The organism is Streptomyces sp. NPDC006552 (assembly GCF_040611655.1).
Taxonomy (GTDB): Bacteria; Actinomycetota; Actinomycetes; order Streptomycetales; family Streptomycetaceae; genus Streptomyces.
This window is the reverse complement of the sequence record NZ_JBEXOS010000099.1, coordinates 1-17,647: the sequence shown is the minus strand read 5'-3', so window position 1 is coordinate 17,647 and position 17,647 is coordinate 1. Positions and strand designations below refer to the sequence as shown.

14 protein-coding genes and 3 pseudogenes are annotated in these 17,647 nt (G+C 65.8%); 9 read left to right on the top strand and 8 right to left on the bottom strand.

All coding sequences use genetic code 11. From position 1 onward, the window contains the following. Positions 1–491: 491 nt before the first annotated feature. The 5 genes from ABZY33_RS33950 to ABZY33_RS33930 all read right to left on the bottom strand — a co-directional run bounded on the left by ABZY33_RS33950 (position 492) and on the right by ABZY33_RS33930 (position 6,058). Entirely contained in the window at positions 492–1,427 is a 936-nt protein-coding gene (locus ABZY33_RS33950) for a hypothetical protein (RefSeq protein WP_356495565.1), read from the bottom strand. A gap of 163 nt (positions 1,428–1,590) precedes the next feature. Next, positions 1,591–2,151 (bottom strand): hypothetical protein, encoded by a 561-nt coding sequence (locus ABZY33_RS33945; RefSeq protein WP_356495564.1) that lies wholly within the window; start codon positions 2,149–2,151, stop codon positions 1,591–1,593. A gap of 354 nt (positions 2,152–2,505) precedes the next feature. Next, positions 2,506–2,856 carry an ATP-binding protein gene (locus ABZY33_RS33940; protein ID WP_356495566.1) on the bottom strand — a complete coding sequence of 117 codons (351 nt, stop codon included), beginning with the start codon at positions 2,854–2,856 and terminating at the stop codon, positions 2,506–2,508. 729 nt (positions 2,857–3,585) lie between these two features. Then, positions 3,586–5,637 (bottom strand): hypothetical protein, encoded by a 2,052-nt coding sequence (locus ABZY33_RS33935; protein WP_356495563.1) that lies wholly within the window; start codon positions 5,635–5,637, stop codon positions 3,586–3,588. Between the two features lie 49 nt (positions 5,638–5,686). Further along, on the bottom strand, positions 5,687–6,058 hold the full coding sequence (locus tag ABZY33_RS33930; RefSeq protein WP_356495562.1) for a hypothetical protein: 372 nt from the start codon (positions 6,056–6,058) through the stop codon (positions 5,687–5,689). Positions 6,059–6,113: 55 nt separating this feature from the next. Here ABZY33_RS33930 and ABZY33_RS33925 point away from each other — a divergent pair, with 55 nt between their 5' ends. The 8 genes and pseudogenes from ABZY33_RS33925 to ABZY33_RS33890 all read left to right on the top strand — a co-directional run bounded on the left by ABZY33_RS33925 (position 6,114) and on the right by ABZY33_RS33890 (position 14,555). After that, entirely contained in the window at positions 6,114–7,133 is a 1,020-nt protein-coding gene (locus ABZY33_RS33925) for a helicase associated domain-containing protein (RefSeq protein WP_356495561.1), read from the top strand. A gap of 136 nt (positions 7,134–7,269) precedes the next feature. After that, positions 7,270–7,794: a hypothetical protein gene (locus ABZY33_RS33920; RefSeq protein WP_356495560.1), complete on the top strand. Its 525-nt coding sequence runs from the start codon at positions 7,270–7,272 to the stop codon at positions 7,792–7,794. 456 nt (positions 7,795–8,250) lie between these two features. Continuing rightward, on the top strand, positions 8,251–9,357 hold the full coding sequence (locus tag ABZY33_RS33915; protein WP_356495559.1) for a hypothetical protein: 1,107 nt from the start codon (positions 8,251–8,253) through the stop codon (positions 9,355–9,357). A gap of 387 nt (positions 9,358–9,744) precedes the next feature. Further along, positions 9,745–11,282 (top strand): annotated as a pseudogene (gene istA, locus ABZY33_RS33910) (IS21 family transposase). Beyond that, positions 11,282–12,070, top strand: a pseudogene (gene istB, locus ABZY33_RS33905) (IS21-like element helper ATPase IstB); the annotation flags it as partial. The pseudogenes istA and istB, both read left to right, overlap by 1 nt. Before the next feature lie 420 nt (positions 12,071–12,490). After that, positions 12,491–12,688, top strand: a complete 198-nt coding sequence (locus tag ABZY33_RS33900; RefSeq protein WP_356495558.1) for a hypothetical protein — start codon at positions 12,491–12,493, stop codon at positions 12,686–12,688. Between the two features lie 54 nt (positions 12,689–12,742). Further along, positions 12,743–13,330, top strand: a complete 588-nt coding sequence (locus tag ABZY33_RS33895) for a DUF6192 family protein (protein ID WP_356495557.1) — start codon at positions 12,743–12,745, stop codon at positions 13,328–13,330. A 16-nt stretch (positions 13,331–13,346) separates the two neighbouring features. Then, positions 13,347–14,555, top strand: a complete 1,209-nt coding sequence (locus tag ABZY33_RS33890; protein WP_356495556.1) for an IS5 family transposase — start codon at positions 13,347–13,349, stop codon at positions 14,553–14,555. Here ABZY33_RS33890 and ABZY33_RS33885 read toward each other — a convergent pair. After that, on the bottom strand, positions 14,517–15,290 hold the full coding sequence (locus ABZY33_RS33885; RefSeq protein WP_356495555.1) for a hypothetical protein: 774 nt from the start codon (positions 15,288–15,290) through the stop codon (positions 14,517–14,519). The two genes, ABZY33_RS33890 and ABZY33_RS33885, sit on opposite strands and share 39 nt — an antisense overlap. A 289-nt stretch (positions 15,291–15,579) precedes the next feature. Further along, positions 15,580–15,987 carry a peptidase inhibitor family I36 protein gene (locus ABZY33_RS33880; protein ID WP_356495554.1) on the bottom strand — a complete coding sequence of 136 codons (408 nt, stop codon included), beginning with the start codon at positions 15,985–15,987 and terminating at the stop codon, positions 15,580–15,582. Positions 15,988–17,024: 1,037 nt separating this feature from the next. Here ABZY33_RS33880 and ABZY33_RS33875 point away from each other — a divergent pair. Then, complete coding sequence (locus tag ABZY33_RS33875; protein WP_356495553.1) at positions 17,025–17,435, top strand: helicase associated domain-containing protein; 411 nt, start codon at positions 17,025–17,027, stop codon at positions 17,433–17,435. 124 nt (positions 17,436–17,559) lie between these two features. Here ABZY33_RS33875 and ABZY33_RS33870 read toward each other — a convergent pair. Further along, positions 17,560–17,647, bottom strand: a pseudogene (locus tag ABZY33_RS33870) (IS5/IS1182 family transposase); the annotation flags it as partial.

The following is a 17,647-nucleotide window of genomic DNA, read 5'->3' as shown; positions in this document are numbered from 1 at the left end:
GGGTATCAGTCAGCCCAACGAAGCCTCGGTCCGTCTCCATACCCGCTTCGGCTTCACCTATGTAGGCACCTACCGGGAGGTCGGCCGCAAGTTCGGCTCCGCGCGGACACACCAATAGCAGCCGCTATGGGCGGGGGCGACGCTTGTCTCTGCTGTCCTTGTGAGAGCGTCAGCTCGTGTCCCGGCCTGGGGCGGCGATCTCACTCGTGTTACTTTTGGCGTTCATCTTACATGAGTCATCTTTGTAGCCGGATTGATTATGGCCTGGGAATTCGCCTGTGATTGCACCTGCTATCCAAAAGCTGATGCATAATCAGATACTTTGTGTATAGGTCCAGTTCGCCTCTCAAAGATGTTGGCTTACGTGGTGGCTATCTCGTCCGTGTTCTTCTCCCTCCCCTACCCCCGCCTCGGACGGTGCGAGCGGTAGCAGGGGTGGGCCGCAAGCGTTTTCTCCTACGGCCCACCCCATTCCATTCTGGGTTGCGGTCTTACGCGGGCGGCAGGCCCGGCAGCACCGTGCCGGTGTACGCGGCGAGCACACTTCCCAGAGCTCCACTGACCACAGGCGAGTTGAGGATGCCGACGATGGATCCGCCCCAGCGTGTGAGCCTGCTGGGATCGGGAGAGCCGTTGGCGGCCTCGGTTTCGAGACGCGTGGCGAGCTGAGTGAACTCGAGGGCGTCTTCTTCCGGCAGTTCCAAGGCAGGCGCAGCCTGGCGCAGTGCGCGGGCGAGCATGACGACTGCCGAGGAATCGATGCCGTCCTTGTTGGTCGTGGCGTTCATTGTGAAGTCACGGCTGTTGGCGGCGATGTTGCCCGTGTTCTCTCCGATGTTGAACGTCGTGTTGCCGGTGCTGTTTCGGCGCTCGTAGGCGCTCGGGTCGCCGCCGAAGTGTTCCACGCAGTCCTGCCCTTCTGCCGTGATCTCTGCCCGCACGGGCCCTTCGGTCTGCCCCGTCTCGATGCCCGTGATCAAGCCCTTGGCGAGAAGATAGGCGCCGGCGCGGTCGATCTCCTCCGGCGTCAGTCGTCCTCCCTCGTGGAGCGAGTGCGGAGACTGAAGAGCGCCCTCCACGATGGGATAGCCCACGCCCTCGTTCTTCTGCTCCCACAACCAGGTCAGCAGGCCCTTACGTGCAGCGGCGCTGCGCGCTCGAGGATCAGCGCGCCGACGTTGGCGTTCCTGTACCCATTGCAGTCCCTGAGGTGTCAGACTGGCTGCTGGATCGCCCATCGTGGCCCAACGATCGCTCAGCAGCCCCCACTCCTTGCATGTCAGCAGGAGGCGGAAGCACTGTTGTTCGTCGAGACCATGCTGTTCGCCAAAGGCAGTGATCGTCACGTACTCCGCCAAATCTGCGGCCGTCTGTTCGTGGACCCACTCCACAAGCGGCTCATGTAGGGCAACAAAGTCGATGGCCATGGACCCACTCCTTGTCGGTGCTGCGAAGCTCATAAGCGTAGAACCCGCCACTGACATCAGGCGCTCCAAGACGGGCGCGCTGCTCCTCGTCTGCCGACGAGAGGGCACCCGTCGTGGAAGGGCACACCTAGACGCTCCGGGGATGCGGTGGTGATGGAGTGGATCAGTGGGCGGAGTTGCGCTTGCTGAAGACCCAGCGCAGGACTTCTTGGTCGACGCGGGGGCGGCCGGTGCGTTTGAGGGCGGTGTGGGTGAGGGCGGTCAGGCGGGCCCAGTTGCGGAAGTTGCCGTGCGCGGCGCGGCTGTCGGCGTAGGCGAGGTCGTCGGGGTCGGCGTCGGCCCAGATGGGGTGGTAGAGCGGGATCGTCTGGAGGACCTCGCCTTGGGTGAGGCGGGTGAAGCGCTGCCAGATGAAGGGCCCGATGTCGGTGGCGGTGCGGGCACGAGCGAGGAGTTCGCGGTGGACCGCGGAAGCATTGCCGTGCCAGTACGCGAGTAGCACCCGGATCTCGGGAATGATCTCGAACCGGTCGGCCCGGCGTGCTCCCGGACGAGCAGCTGAGGCGGGGGTGGTGGTGGCTTCGGCGAGCCAGCGCCACACCGAGCGTTCCGAGACGTTCAGGCACTGGGCGGTGGCGCAGACATGGGCACGGGTGAGTCGGCGTGCGGCGCGCAGGATGAGCAGACGACGCACCGCTGGGGCCCGCAGTGCCGTCAACGACACGGGATCCAGCACGAGCTCGGACCGGGGTGGCGACACCGTTGGGGCCTCGTCATCAGGGGTTATCGCGGTCATGAGGGGTGTCCTTCGGCCCGCGGGGCGGAATCGGTCAGGGCTGACACGGGACCGACGGGAACAAGCCCGCGTCAGCAGGGCACGGTCGACCACGGCCTCGGGAGTACGGGCCAGGGCCGCATACGCGTGGGAGGTGATCTTCGCCCAGGTACGGAAATTGCCCCTCGCGTGCGTGGTGTTGGCATGGGGCAGGTCGGTGTCCGACGCGGCGTCCACAGGGGTGGAACAGGCGCAGCACAGTGGGGACCTGTTCCCCGTCCAGGCGAGGTACCTGTTGCCAGGTCAGCACCCGGGAGGCCAGCGTCGGAGCCCGCGCCAGGCCTGCGTCGTCGGCGCGTCCACCAGCAGACGCAGATAGTCCAGCTCTGGCGCGGCGATGCGCTGCACGTCATCGATGACCACGACGACTGGGGCCTGGAATGCCTGGAGCACGGTGCGGGCGGCGGCGTCCGTCCGGTTCGTCAACGCCGTGGCCGGCAGACCGAACGCGGTCAGCAGCGCCGCCCGCAACTGCGGCAGCGCCGGCTTCACCGCCACCAACATGCGGTGCACCTCGGTACGGCGCGGCAGCACACGCAGCGCCTGATGGATTGCGACCGTCTTGCCGTGCCCGGGGTTGCCGTCCACGCACACGCTCCCGCGGGCGGCCAGAGAGTGCGCGAGGGCCTCGGTGACAGCGCCGAGCTGGCGGGTGGAGACAAGGTGCGCGCCCGGCACGTACAGACGCGCCCCTTCGGCCAGTGACGCAGAGGGGCAGGGCCGCGCAGAGCAGTGTCCTCGGAGTTCTCCTCCGGCTCGGTGACAGCGAGCGGGGCCCGGCCCGCCTCATCGACCGTCCCCGGCAAAGCCAGCTCGGCCAACGCCTGGTCGTAGGGGGCAAGATCGGTGCGGGCGTAGCCGGGCCGGGCAATATCAAGGACCCGGCCCGCACGCCGTTCCCGCTGCACCGCCTCATACAGCGTCGTTAACGACGGCAACCGGTTGCGGCCCAGCGCGGGCAGTACCTCATGGGCATGCTCGCCCATCCAGCGGTACAGGGCCTTCACGTTCCCGCCCAGCTCCCCCAGCCGGGCCCACAACGCATCCGTCAGTGCGAACGCCGAACGCTGCCACCTCCAGCCACCGCCACACCGTCCGCAGATGGACCCCCGCCGACTGTGCGGCGATCCGCACATGCACTGTCCGAAGCGCCCCCGCCTCCTCCAACGCGAGAAGACGCCGTACCACCACCGGCCGCAACGCAGCCCGCTCCGGCGCCCCAGTGCCGTTCACCGGACTGCGTGCGAGCGACGATTCCGGCGGAAACGCCCCTGCAGCTCGGTTCGAACCCCGAGCGCGCCCGGCAGAGCGAACCTTGCGCTGCTATACAAGGGGGCGAGGGCGCAGCAGGTTGGGGTTTTCGCGTCCTCCTGGGATGCGGATGATGACGACGAGGCATGGTTCGGATTCGCCGGGACGCTGGACGGGTTCGATCCAGATGCTCTTGAAGAGGTTGACGGCACCTTCGGCGTCGACGGTTTTATCGAGGGCGAGCAGGATGGCGAAGCCCGCATTGGTGTTTTGATATTCGGCGGCTTGGGCGACGTATTGACGTAGTGCGGTTTCGCTGGCGTCGTCTTCTTCGATCTTGCATTCGACGTTGAATTGCACGGCGCCGAAGGAGACGAGGATGTCGGTTCTTCCGCCTGCCTTGTCGATCACTTCTGAGTTGACGACTCTGAAGAGTGCCGAGAATTGCAGTACTTCCCGGTAGTGCTGATGGAATAGAGCTTCGTCTACTTTCTGCTTCTTTCCGTCTTTGTCGCGTTTGTGGAGGTGTTCGGTATAGGAGCCGCCCATCTTCCGACCGATGTCGTAACAGAGGTAGGCGAAGCGGATTGTGGCTTCCAGGAGAGCGGTGAACTCGTCGGCGATGCCGGGAATCCAGTCGCTGGAGTTCTCGAGCTGTTTGAGGAGTCGCGCCTTGAGGCGGCCGTACTTGGGGTCGGCGATGGCTTCGAGGACGTCGTCGTGGGTGCGCAGGCTGAGTTCCAGGCGGTCGAGGACGGGCTCGGGCGTCTGGTCAACGAACGCAGCGAAGTTGTCCTCGAGTTGGTGCGCCAGCCGTTGCCAGCGTCGTGCTTTTCCCCGATCACCCGCCTGCTGGTCGGGGGAGGTTTCGCTGGTCTTGGTGCGGTGGATGAGTGCGGCGTGGAGTTGCTGGGCCGCGGGATCGTCGCGGAGTTGCTCGTCATGGGACAGTGCGTGCTTTAGGAAGCGCTGCCGGTGCTCGTGCTGGAGGAAGGCGTCCTCGATGACGGGTGCCACCAGGGTCTCCACGGCGGCGGCCGCGGGGGTGTCTGTGAGTACGGTGACCGTGTTGTGCGCGGTGTACGCGCGAAGCAGTGCGGTGAGGATGCCGTGTCCGTCCTCGTACCAGGGGTCATCGTGTGCCAGGTGTGCGGCTGCACCATCCAGCACGACGGTGAGTTCCGACCAGGCGATCACATCGTTGTGGCGTGGTCGGGCCCAGGTCGGGGTGCGGGTGCGATAGCGAGAGTCCCGGTAGCGGTGGAGGGTGTCGCGCAGGGTGGATGCGGCTGAGCGGACGCGTGTGGGGGCATCGGGAGCGGACAGGCCGAGGACGGCTTCGATGGCGGCGTGGTAAAGCTGGGCGTCCAGGCGGTCGGGGTCGATGGTGATCAGTTCGGCCAGCCGGTCCTGCGTTTTGCGGAGTTGCCCGGCCATGGGCGCGTACTGGTCTTGTTCCAGCGCCTGGCGCAGGTCGCCGAGGGCGAGCTCGAATGCGGCGTCGCGGCAGGTGTGTTCGAGCATCAGGCAGCGTTCGAGGGCGTCGCGGAGACCGGCGCTGGGATGGTGGGCGTCCAGGACGCCGAGGAGACGGGGCAGGCGACTGGCCATGGCCTCGGGGAGTGCGGTGGGGTCTTCGGTTGCTTCGTCCATGGCGCCGAGGAGACGCGCCGCGCTCTTGATGACGCCGGCGAGGGTGAGTTGGACGAGGCAGTCTGCGGCTTCCACCCCGATGAGGGCCGCGGCAAGGTCGTCGCCGGCGTCCTGGGCTTGCTGGAGGCGGGCGAGCAGCACGCGGCTCAGGGGGGTGCCGAGTTCACGTGTCAGGGCTGGGTGGCTGGTGAGGGCGTCGGTGGCGCTGGCGAAGGCAGTGTGGTTGGTGCTGGTCCGGAGGCCGTTCAGGATGGCGTCGTACAGCGGCTTGCACGCTTCGGTACCGACGGCGTCGCGGTGGTGTGCGGTCGCCTGGACGAGGTGGTGGAGGAAGGGGCCCTGGGCGAGGTGGTCCGCGGCGGCAAAGACGGCGTCGAGGCCTCCGAGGTCCTCCACGGTCGGGCCGCTGCGAAGCTGGGGGCGGGAGGCACGGGTGGCCCACTGGGCCAGGCGTTCGTCGATGGCGTGCACGATGCCTTGCGCCTCCTCTGTCGTCGCTGGGCACCCCTGGCGGCCTGGCCTAGAAGAGGTGGCGTTTGTCAGGACCGGTCACGGTACGGTCGTCGGGGAAGAACTCCCAAACCGCGTCGTCGATTGACGTGATCACGATCTGGATGCCCGGGTCGTCTGCCGCGGTCTCGTAGAGCGTCTGGATGCACTTGCGCGCATTCTCGGGGGAGAGTTCCTCGGCGGTGGGCGCGTCGATGAGCAGCAGACCGGGGTGAGACATGATGCCGCGTTTGCGGCCGACTTTGATCATGCCGACGATCGCCGCGATGCGCGTGCGCAGGCGGTCGGTGGGAATGAACGAGCTAAAGGGATGCTTGGCGCCGGTCTTGCGGGCGTTGAGTTTTCCGTCCAGGCCCAGGTTGACACTGGTCAGGTTGGCCACCCCCAGGTCTCGTGCGATGCTGACGATCTCGGTGTTGAGGTCGGTGAAGAGGGTCTTGCTGTGGTCTGCGCGGTTCGTGCGGCTGCGGGTCCTGGAGCCGGAAGGCGCGTACTGGCTGCGCGGCATCGAAGCCGCCGCCCGCTACGTCAAAGAGCACGAGAACGGGCCGCTGGCGGCGCCATACGGCTTCGTGACACCCAAGGAGTGGGCGCCTGCGGGTTTCCCGCTGGGGGTGTGGCTGGCCCACCAGAGGCGCTCCTACAAGGCCGGCCAGCTCGACCCGGAGCGGGTCCGGGAGTTGGACGGGCTGGGCATGGTGTGGGCGCCGCGCGAGGACGCCTTCGCGGACGGCCTCACCGCGGCGCGGGCCTGGGCTGAGGTCCACTCACATTTCCTGCCGCCGGCCACCGCGGTCTGGAACGGGTACCCGGTGGGGAAATGGGCCAAGAACATGCGGGACGCGGCCAGGCTCGCTGACCGGATCGCCGCGCGCCGGGAAGCGGGTGAGCCGGTCGGGTCGGAGGCCGGGGCGCTCACCGACGAGCGGCGCCAGGCACTGGACGACATCGACCCGGGGTGGTGCCCGGCGTGGGACACCGGTTGGCAGCGCTGCCTCCGACTCGTTCAGGCCCACCTCGCCGGTGGCGGGAGCCTGCCGACGGGGGCCGGGGACGTCGTCGTACAAGGCGAAGACCTCGGACGCTGGGTGAACGCGCAGCGCTACAGCTACGAGCAGCTGCTGCCCGCCCAGCAGTGGCTGGTGAACGCGCTCGGCATCGAGCCGGCCGAAGAGGAAGAGCAGCCGGTAAAGGTAACCCAGGCCCACAAATGGGCCCTCAACCTCGCCGCCGCCCGCCAGTACCGGGCCCGGGAAGGGCACCTGAACGTGCCCCGCAAACACGTCGAAGCCCTGCCGATGGAACTGGCCGGGCCCGCCGCCGCCGGACGCGAGACCACCCCCGACGGTGACGTTCTGGTCGACCTCGGCATGTGGACCACCAACGTCAGGAGGCGTGCCGACCGGCTCACCGATCAACGACGAGAGGCGCTCGACCAGTTGAGCATGCGTTGGTGAGTTGTGAGACATCTGGGCGAACGACGGCCCCTGGTCCGGCTCGCGCCAGCTCCGGGTCGCCGATGAGCTGAAGCACGACCCGCAGACTTCAGGCGAAGCCGCCCGCCGGGAATGAGTGCTGAGGAACACTGACGGCATGACAGAAACGGTCGCCGTGGCCCTGGTCACCGCGCTCTCGACGCTCATCGCGGCAGGGTTGACCGGAGCGGTCACCTTGCGGCTGCAACGGCGCCAGGCCGCCGCAGAACGGCTGCGGCTTCGTGAGGAAGCCCGGCGCACGGCGTACGCCGACCTGCTCTCAGCATCAACGGACGCGTGGATGGCAGTCGACCGGGCCTGGGGGCTCTATCCACCAAACTCCGATGAGCCGAGGCCTCCCGAGATCCAAGAGGGCCTGGCCGTCCTCAAGCGACTGGAGCAGGCACTGCACGTGGTCACGCTGTACGGCCCGCCCGCCCTCGACTCCAAGGCCGCAGCGCTGTACAACTCCGCGGACCAGGAGTTCTGGAATATCGTGCGCGTGCTGATGGCCAACGTGGGCGAACAGCAGTCGGCTATCGCACTGGCCGAGCCCGATCAACAGCCCAACGGCGAGGCACGCCTCGCCGCACGCGCTGCCTTCACCGTCGCCGCTCGCATCGCTCTCGACACCGCCGGCTGAGAGCCCCACCATCACCAATGTCTTCGCAGATACATGTCCCAGCCACCCCGGACCCGCGCAGGCGCCTGAGGTCGGGCCGGAGGCCGGGGCGCTCACCGAGGAGCGGCGCCAGGCGCCGGACGACATCGACCCTGCGGGGTGCACGGCCTGGGACACCGGATGGCAACGCTGCCTCCGCCTCGTGCAGGCGCACCTGGCCGGCGGCGGGAGCCTGTGGCCTTGTTCACGAGAATGGGCAGCAGATGTTCACCACTTCGGGAGGCGCCACAGCCCACCGGAAGTTCGAACACTGAGTGAGTCGCTTGCCGTAGTTAGGGGCGGCGGCTGGCACTTGCCCGCTCTGCCTTGATACCCCCACGACGGCGGCAGGTGTCGCTCCCCCAACAAAGGAGAAAACAGGTTGGCTGGCTGCCTGGAGAGCTGCGACGATGCGGTTGTTTCCCAGGCGGAGGACACTTGTTCGTTTTCGTGTGCGCTGGATGCGGCGCCGAGTTGACCACCTCCCTCTCCCAGGTCTCACTGCCAGTCCACGCCCGTCAGAAGTACGGGAACGGGGCCCAGCTTCCGGTGCTCATGGAGTCTGGGACGTTTGCCGTGGACCCGGACCCCTGGGGAGGGCCGTGGCGGATATGGGACGAGATCGATCCGAGCGAGGCGGAGGCACTCGGCATCTACGCGCCGGTCTACGCCTTGTCCGACAGCCCGCCCGGGGCCAGCGTCATCGCGCCCGGTGACATCCGGGGAACCCGGCTGATTCCTGAAAAGCGCGGCGGTGCCTGCTGCGGCCTCGACGGAGCCGACGGGCCCAACATGGCCTGCGAGGTATGCGACCTCCCCGTGGCGACCAGGGTCGACGACTGCTCGCTCTGGCAGGCAGTGCGGCTCAGCTCGGACGCCGTGCGCCGCGTCCCCGTTGAGGGTATCGACGCTGCGCCTCTCTCCTGGGCCGAACTGGCAGAGAAGGGGGAAAGAACGCCCCCGTTCGAGCCGATTGCCACGTGGGGAGGACGGTTGGGGTCGAACCACTACTGGTCATGGAGCCCTCAGTGGGAGGCGGCAGCTGGCCAGGCGCTCGCCCACCTGTTGGTTGCCTCCCAAGGGCAGCCGGTGAAGGTCCCGGAAGGTCTCACCGCGGACGTGTTCCAACGCGCGCTCGACGCCCTGCTGTCGGCAGGCCCTCCGAAGCGGCGCGCCGTCCTGGCTGGACCGGGACAGCCCTCTCCAGACGCGGGCGTCAACATCCTTCTCGTACCGGTCCATCCCCAGACAGGTCGAACCTGGACGTCGGCCAGCACGACTGCGTCGGCATACCGGGTGCCTCTGCCGCTGGGGGTGTGGCTGTGGCTGGTCTCTCCCCAGCCGTACTTGCCGGTTCCCGCGTCAGGCCGCATACCCCGAGACGTACTCCGCGACAACCCGCTCCCGCTGCTCCCCAACTACCTGTTCCGAGCCGACCGGGGCACGTTCGAGCACACCTTGGTCCGGCTACCAGCCATTCGCAGCCCGTGGTTGCGCACGATCCTCGTGAACCTCAGGCAGGGCACCTCGGCCGACCCCTTCTAGCCGTCTGGCAATCGAACAGCGCCAGACTCTCGTGCCTCCCAAAGTGGTCGACAACTGCTGTCCGATCTCGGGCTCTGGCACAACTTCCGTGAGGCCAAGCCGCCCGGCCTCCTCGGTTGAGACCGAAAGGCAGGGGCGTTGCGGTTCGAATGGGATCTTGATCTGGATCTCCGTGGCGTAACCCCTGTCGGTGCACCACTCCCGGCACGCCCACCGGACGCGCGCCTGACGAGATCTCAGCCGTCTGGCCTGTGGGGTGACGGCGGCCATGACAAGCTCCCAATAGGCGGCCATTTACCGCCCCACTGATGGCTACGGGATTCCCCGCGTACGGCCAAATTTCTCCCCGCTCGCTCCGACAGGTCCTGCTCGGCGAGGCTCGAGCGGGTGAAGAACAGCAGGGAGATCATGGAAATCCTTGAGGCATTCGACCTCACGGGGAGTTACCGCGCCGCAGCCGAGCTGGCCGGATGCGACCACCAAACTGTGGCCCGCTATGTGAAGATGCGGGCCGCCGGCCAGAACCCCGGGCAGCACCGCCACCGGGCTCGTGCGATCGACGACTACCTGCCGAAGATCGAGGAACTGGTGGTCCGCTCGCGGGGCAAGGTCCGCGCGGACGTGGTGCACAAGCGGATCACCGCGATGGGCTTCACGGGTGGGGAACGCACCACCCGCCGCACCGTCGCCGAGGCGAAAGCCCAGTTCAGGGCCGGTCGGCGGCGGATCTATCGGCCGTGGGTGACCGAGCCGGGGCTCTGGCTGCAGTACGACTTCGGCGACGGCCCGGTGATCAAGGGCCGCAAGACCACGCTGTTCTGCGCCTGGCTGGCCTGGTCGCGTTTCCGCGTCGTCATCCCGATCTGGGACAAGACGCTCCCGACGGTCACCGCGGCTCTGGACGCCTCGTTCCGCAGGCTCGGCGGGGTGCCCGCGTCGTGCTCACGGACAACGAGAAGACGGTCACCACCGATCACGTTGCCGGGATCGCGGTCCGCAACCCGGAGATCGTCGAGGTCGCCCGGCACTACGGCACGACGATACGCACGTGCGTCCCGGCGGACCCCGAAACCAAGGGCGGTTTGGAGTCGACCGTGAAGATCGCGAAGGCCGATCTGGTCCCCAAGGACGTGAACCTGCGGGAGGAGTACCAGACCTTCGGCTAGCTGGAGGCCGCCTGCCGCAGCTTCTGCGAAGAGGTCAACTCCCGTACTCACAGGGCGACTCGCAGCAAGCCGGCCGAACGGCTCGCCGAGGAACGGCAGCGTCTTCACCCGCTGCCGCGCGAGCCGTTCACCGCGACCTTCGGCACCACCCGCCGGGTCACCTGGGAGTCGACGATCTCGGTCGAAGCGGTCCGCTACTCGGTCCCGCACGAGCTGATTGACACCCGCGTCTGGGCCCGCTTCCACGGTGACGAGCTGATCGTCACCGCCGTCGACGAGGACGGAACGGCCCGTGAGGTCGCCCGCCACCACCGAGGCGAGCCCGGCAGCCCGGTCCTGGAGGATGCCCACTATCCGCCACGCGAGAACAAGCAAGCCGACCGCACCCCGCGGGCCACCTCCGCCGAGGAGGCCGCGTTCCTGCAGCTCGGGCCAGGGGCTGCGTCCTGGCTGATCGAGGCCGGGGCGGCAGGCGTTCGCAGGATCAAGGCCAAGATGGCCGAGGCCGTCGCCCTCTCGAAGCTCTACTCGGCAGCGGAAGTTGACCGCGCGCTGGGCACCGCCGCGGTCACCGCCCGCTTCGCGGACAAGGACCTGCTCTCCATCCTCGACTACCAGGCCGTCCACGGCCTGGCCGAACCGGTCCGCCGCAGCGAGAACCACTCGCTGCAGCCCGGCACCTCCGCCTGGTCCGCCCTCGGCGCCCCGGCCACGAACACTCCTGATCTTTCCGAGTACGACGAAAGCGACCAGCTCTGATGGCCACCCCTCTTCGCACCGTCCTCGGCACGAACGGCGACCCGCTCGCCGAGGCCATCGAACTCACCAAACGGCTCAAGCTCCCGCACATCCGCAGGTCGTTGACCGACATCATCCCCACCGCGAAGGCCCAACGCTGGGATCCCGCCGAGGTCGTTCGCGTCCTTCTCGCCGAGGAAGCCGCCGGCCGCGACCGGGCCAACCTCCACACCCGCCGCAAGCGGGCCGGCTTCCCCACCGGCAAGACCTTCGGCGACTGGCACGAGACCAAGTCCTCGATTCCCCGGGCCACCCAGGACGCCCTCAAGAGCTTGGAATGGGTTGGCCGCCGCGAGAACTTCTGCATCTGCGGACCCTCGGGAACCGGAAAGTCGTACTTCACCGAGGCCCTCGGACAGACCGCGGTCGAGGCCGGGTTGACCGTCGGCTGGTTCACCATCGAGGACCTCGGAGCCCTCGTCCGCCGCCATCGCGCGGACGACTCCATCGCCCGAGCCCTCGCGAAGATCGTCCGCTTCGACCTGATCATCGTCGACGACATCGGTCTCCTGCCCGTCTCCGAGGACGCCGCCGAGGGCTTCTACCGCCTGGTCGATGCCGCCTATGAACGGCGCTCGATAGCCGTCTCGAGCAACCTCCACCCCTCCGGCTTCGACGAGATCATGCCCAAGACCCTCGCCACCGCGACCGTCGACCGGCTCCTCCACCACGCTCACGTCACGGTCACTCAGGGTGACTCGTTCAGGTTCACCGAAGCCACCACCGGCAAGGGAGTCAAGCCCTTCAGCTGTCCCACACCACCCGAGGGCGGGGAGATATCTGGCCGCCACCGGGGAACTTCCACTGGCCGTCAGTGGGGAGAACTACTGGCCGCCTCTAGGGAGAACTACATGGCCGTTGACACGGGGTCGAGCTGCGACGTTCTGCGGTCTTCTGTTCCTCGCGATGCCGGACGCGGGCCTGGCGGGCGAAGGCGTCACCGGATTCCGTCACGGTGACGTCATAGCCGAACGCCGCAGGTGAACCGCATGGCACAGGGCTTTCGCAGAGGGGTGTGACGGGCTGTCGATGCGCCCCGCGCTCTCCCCGTTCGCGCCTGTCATGAGCGGTTCACTCCACTCCATTCTGGTCATGACCTGGGCTGATAAACGGTTGAGCCGACCACCGCCGGTGGCTGGCCCGGTCCGGGACACGAGGGCGGTGACGTCATGTCGGACTGGGTCGGGAACGTCTCACGGACACGTTACGAAGAACTCGTCGCGGAAGCGCGCGAGCTGATCGCGCAGGTCACGAAAGCCCAGTTCGCGCTGGGAGACAAGGCCCTGATCATCGAGCCGATGCGGCCGCTGGGAGGGTCGGTGGCCAAGGGAAGCGAGGACCTGTTCACGGTCGAGGAGGCACTCTAGCTGTTCGCCAACGACATCGGTGTCTCCCGCAAGACCGTTGAGGACTGGCGGTGGGTGTCCTCGCGCTGGCCGAAGGAGAGGCGGAAGGACGGTGTCTCCTACACCGTTCACAAGATTCTCGCCTCGATCCAGGACGAGGAGGAACGAGGGGTGTCGGTCGATGACGCTCCTTTCAACCCGCGTTCCAACCGCAAGCAGTGGACCACCGACGGGGCGAAACGCCTGGTCGGGCAACAGGTCGATAATCCGGTCTCGGCCGAGGAGAAGGTCCGGGCGGTCAAGGACCTCACCCGCGATGAGGCCAGACCCGCAGGACTCCAGACCAAGCAGCTGGTCGCAGCCACCCGTCTCTCCCCGTCCCAGGTCGCCCGCGGGGTCCGTCACCTGCGTGATGTCGGGGCTTCAGAGCATCTCACCCCGATCATCTGGCGCCGCAAGGACGGCTACCTCTTCTCCGAGGAACCAGCCGACTGGATCGAATACGAGAAGAAGCAGTTCCGCCTCGTCCTGGGCCGCCTTACCCGGTTGATCACGGGGACGCTCGACCCGCACCTGATGCGGCACCCCAACGACGAATGGGCCCAGCTCGCATCCGCCCAGCTCACCGGTGTTCGCGCCACTCTTGCCCAGCTCTCCAAGTGATCCCGGACCTTCTCCCATGCCAGCTTCTACCATCCGCCGGCGCCGCTACCCGTCCGACACATCCGTCGCGGAGTGGACGCTGATCGAACAGCTGCTTCCCCTGCCCGCCTGCCCGAGCAGGACGGTTGGTCGGCCGGAGGAATGGCACCGCCGCGACATTGTCGACGCGATCCGCTACCTGGTCGACAACGGCGTCAAGTGGAGGGCCCTACCCGCGGACTATCCGCCCTGGCAGACCGTCTACTACCACTTCGCCGCCTGGCACCGCCGCGGCGTCATCGGCTTTCTCCGTGATCAACTACGGCGGCAGATCCGCACTGACCAGGGGCGATGCCCCTGGTCAGTGACGTTGATCGTCGATTCGCAGTCGGTCAAGGGAGCCGAGACCGTCTCCAAGGCCACCCGCGGGTTCGACGCCGGGAAGAAGATCAATGGACGCAAGAGACACATCGCCGTCGACACCCTCGGGCTTCCGGTGATGATCACGGTCACGCCCGCCGACACCACCGACCGGGACGCGGCCAGCGGACAACTCACAGCCAGGCGGCAGGAGATCAAAACGCGATGGCGGCGCCTCTCCGCCGCACGTCAGGCTCTGCTCACCCTGGCCCACCTGCGGTGCGGTGACACCTACGCCCAGCTCGCCGCCGGATTTGGCATCGGGATCGCCACCGTCTACCGCTACATACGTGAAGCCGTCGACACTCTGTCCACCCTCGCCCCGTCCTTGGCCGAAGCGATGAGAACGATCCGGACGAAGGCGTTCGTCATCCTCGACGGCACCCTGCTGCCGATCGACCGCATTGCCGCCGACACCCCGTACTACTCCGGGAAACACACACGCCACGGCACGAACGTCCAGGTCCTCACCGACCCGTTCGGACGACTGCTCTGGGCCTCGCCGGCTCTGCCCGGCTCGACCCACGACCTGACCGCCGCGCGCCAGAACGGGATCATCGAGGCCCTCGCTGATGCGGGACTCAAATGCTGGGCGGACAAGGCGTATCAAGGTGCTGGCGGATCCGTCCGGGTACCATTTCGGCGTCGTCGGCTCAGGCGGTGGAAGCGACGGCACAACACCACCCACGCCAAAATCCGATGCGTCGGCGAGCGGGCCATGGCGACCCTCAAGGGCTGGCGCCTCCGGCGAAAGCTCCGCTGCAGCACCAGGCCTTCCGTGCAGGCATCAATCCTTCTGCTTGATAACCCGTCGAGCGTCGGCTAGTTGAGATTCCTTCTGCTTTTTCGCCGCTTGAACCTCTGCAGAGTTCATTTTGATCAGCGACTGTTGCTTCGATCTCTCAACTCCGTACCAGACGCCTACTAGGTTCACTCGTTTCTTGCAGTTGACGTCAGCGACAGCGACCTTAATCTCAGCTTTATTCTCTATATTTCCTTGAAACTTCGAGTCTGCCGCTGGCGCGTAGGGGTTCGGATAGCTATACCCCTTTGAGGTCATACAAGAAGCCCAGGTAGAGAATGCGGCCTGAACCTGGGGGTCCTTTTCGCTCTCCATGAAGCCCTTACGGTCAAGTTCGCGGATTTTCGACGACTCGCCGAAAGTCATTCCTTTCGGGGTGAGCCTTCTTTCACCAACCTTCCAGCAGCCTCCGCTTGGTATTTCGCGCCCGTTGAACTCCGTCACCTTGGGCGCCTGCTTCCCATTCGATGAGCTGGTTCCGGTCAGGATCAGCCGTTGATCCCGAGACAGACCCCATTTCTCCTTCTTGGCCGTTCTCGGGTCTCGGCTTCCCAAATGATAGCCATGCTCCCTGGCCATTTTTTCATCCGCTAGGCCGTAACGACGTTCCATCCTGTTTACCGGACCGATCTGAGTCCGCTCAGGCGGCTCAGGAAGGCTGACGCCGAAATCCCTCATACACTCTCTAGCGAGAACTATCGAAGCCGAATTCAGCTCCGCTATTTCGTCATTCGAAAAAAGGGCCTGATGGATCGGCAAACGGAGGCGGGTCGAGTCTAGCTCTTGCGTATGGTCGCCCAGGCTAGTTGCAGGTTCGGGCCCTTGAGGAGAGCTAGAGGCTGAGCAGCCAGAAACGACCATCAGGGCTGGAACGAGCGCAAGAGCGGCCTTTGGAAAGCGGCAGATGTTCCGATAAGAAGCTGTCTTCATGAGGGACCTAGCGTGTACCTGTACGACGAAGACGTGTGCATCCAGGCAGACATCTCCCTGAGTGCACACGCCACTTCAGTGCATGGTGCTGAGGCCAAACAGATAGCCCCACCCCTCTTTAGAGAGGATTGAAGATCTCCAGCGATGCGTTGTTGTTGTACGTGTCCGCCAGATTCCTCCAAGAACCGGCACCGACCTGGTCATAGAGACCGAGGTAACCGCTGTTAAAGTAGACCCGCGCGTAGCAGTTGGACGCACTACATCCACTCTGCACGTACTCAGCTGATGCCGCGTTGTTCTTCACTGCGACGCCAGCCCCGGCTCCGCTACTGTCGAAGGTGTACCCGGCCAGGTTGGAGACGTTGCTACTGAACTTGGCCTTCGCGCCCCCGTGATTCGAGTTGTAGTAGAAGCAGACGTACCCATCGGTACAGCGGCCAGAAGTGGCGGCGGACGCAGGAACAGCAGCCATGACGGTCCCCGATATCGCAGCCGCCAGAGCGAGTCCAACTATTCTCTTCTTCACCTGAGATCTCTTTCGTCAGTCCTGGGATCTGAACGAAAATGATCATGACTACGAAAGACTCTTGCTGTCAAGAGTCAATTCCAGTCATCCAGATGCCGAATATTACCGGCCTTACATGGACTTTCTATAGTATATGCATTTTGGGGCATAGCTCCATATTTGATCAAAAATGAGAGATGGTGAACGTCACTGACGGCGGGTAGCATTGAACCCTTGGTCTGCGCCCGCAAGAATGTGAAGGTCGTAAATTGAAGTCCGCTGTCTGGGTATCTGGAATCACAATGGCTGCGCTCGCCGTGGTTGGCGTCTTGGCCGTGGACGCCAAGCAAAGCGTTACCGATGGGAAGTCAGCCAGCGTCTCCGACAAGGAGGCGAACCCCAGACGTCCCCCAAGCCGAACAAGAGCGCCATAGATAATCTCCTCCCTCAATCCGGGAGCGGTCCCAGGATTATCTTTTCCCTTTCACGGAACAGGGTTTGGATCGTCGATTCCAAAGGTGACGGCGGGAAGTCTTTCGCGGCCACCCCGGGCGACATACTGCCCGGGATAGGTGAATACAAGGTCGAGTCGCGTAAGAAGACAGGGATGGGTGGTGACGGTGCCACGATCGAGAGTGTCCTGTATTTTGATCAGGATAAACGCGGGTGGGTTGCCTTCAGCGCCCAGAAAGGGCTTCGGGATGCCGGCTCAGCTCCCTCGCATTCAGGCGGAGGGATCCGGTTGACCGAGAACGCTAGCCAAGAGCTCTGGACAGAGGGAAGGGTCGGAGAAAAGGTGGTCGTCGTGAAGTAGCAATGCCGCCACCGACCTGCCGAGGGCAGTCCAGATGGCGCCCACGAATTCGGCCTCGGGGAACATCGATACAGCGGTTGGCGCTGAGATTGATCTTGTTCAGGGCGTGAGGGAACTGCCCTGTACGACAATAAGGACGCTCGACGACATCGACCCCGGTTGGTGCCCGACCTGGGACACCGGCTGGCAACGCTGCCTCCGTGGAGGCGCACCTGGCCGACGGGGGAGCCTGCCGACCGCGGCGGTGGACGTCGTCGTCCAGGGCGAAGACCTCGGACGCTGGGTCAGTGCGCAGCGGTACGGCTTCGAGCAGCTGCTCCTGGCACAGCAGTGGCTGCTGGAGCACGTGCTCGGCATCGAGCCGGCCGGAGAGGAAGAGCAGCCGGTGAAGGTGACCCAGGACCACAAATGGGCCCTCAACCTCGCCGCCGCCCGCCAGTACCAGGCCCGCGAAGGACACCTCAACGTGCCCCGCAAACACGTCGAAGCCCTGCCGGTGGAACTGGCCGGGCCCGCCGCCACCGGACGCGAGACCACGGCCGACGGCGACGTCCTGGTCGACCTGGGCATGTGGACCGCGAACGTACGCAGGCGGGCTGGGAACCTCGGCGCGGAACGCCGAGCCGCACTCGACCAACTCGGCATGCGCTGGTGAGAGCCGAGCGTCGGGACCACACCCGCTCGGTTGGCTGACGGCCCCCGGGGGCGCAGGTCAGCGCAATCGGACCGGGTACCTTCGGCATGCGCTGGTAAGTGCCTGTCTGGGGCTCTTAGAACGGCTAACACAATGACCTGAGTTGTCGGTGGGTGATGAGGCAGCAGGCCAGTTTGAGGAACGCTTCGTGAATGTCGGCTCGGCGTTCCCAG